The following is a 689-nucleotide window of genomic DNA, read 5'->3' on the forward strand; positions in this document are numbered from 1 at the left end:
GTACCATTGGGGTTCAAACGCGCCCGCATACCCGCCCCGCCGATGGTCAGATACTCCCGGTGCGGTACTGCCAGTACCACCAGATCATAGGTCCGCTCCAGCGCGTCGGGCACGATCGGGATGCCGTATTCGTGGCAAGCCTCATCCGCATCGGCATGCGGATCATGCACCGTCACGCCATGACCCAGCCGACCCAAAGCGCTAACCAGATCGGCGACCTTGGAATTGCGCAGATCGGGGATGTCCTCCTTGAATGTCAGGCCCAGCATCAGCACGCTGCCTGGCTTTCCGCCACGCGCGGCGTGGATCTGCCTGGCCACCCAGCCCGCCATGCCATCGTTGATCCCGCGTCCCGACAGGATCACACGCGGGTCCAGACCCAGCTGTTCGGCCCGGTGTGACAGGTAATAGGGGTCGACGCCGATGCAATGGCCGCCGACAAGGCCCGGAGAAAAAGGCAGAAAATTCCACTTTGTCCGCGCCGCCGCCAGCACGTCCCAGATCGAAATGTCCATCCGCGCAAAGATCTGCGCGATCTCGTTCATAAAGGCGATGTTGATGTCGCGCTGTGCGTTTTCGATCACCTTGGCCGCCTCGGCGGCCTTGATGCTGGCGGCGCGGAACACGCCCCCGCTGGTGATCGCGTCATACAGGGCGGCGACACGCTCCAGCACTTCGGGCGTCTGTCC

1 protein-coding gene is annotated in these 689 nt (G+C 63.4%); it reads right to left on the bottom strand.

Going from position 1 to position 689, the window contains the following annotated elements:
* A partial coding sequence (locus tag GTZ99_RS16695) for a nucleotide sugar dehydrogenase (RefSeq protein WP_161720972.1) occupies positions 1–689 on the bottom strand: 689 nt, incomplete at both ends.

The sequence above is a fragment of the Novosphingobium ovatum genome (genome assembly GCF_009909235.1).
In the GTDB taxonomy this organism is placed as follows: domain Bacteria; phylum Pseudomonadota; class Alphaproteobacteria; order Sphingomonadales; family Sphingomonadaceae; genus Novosphingobium; species Novosphingobium ovatum.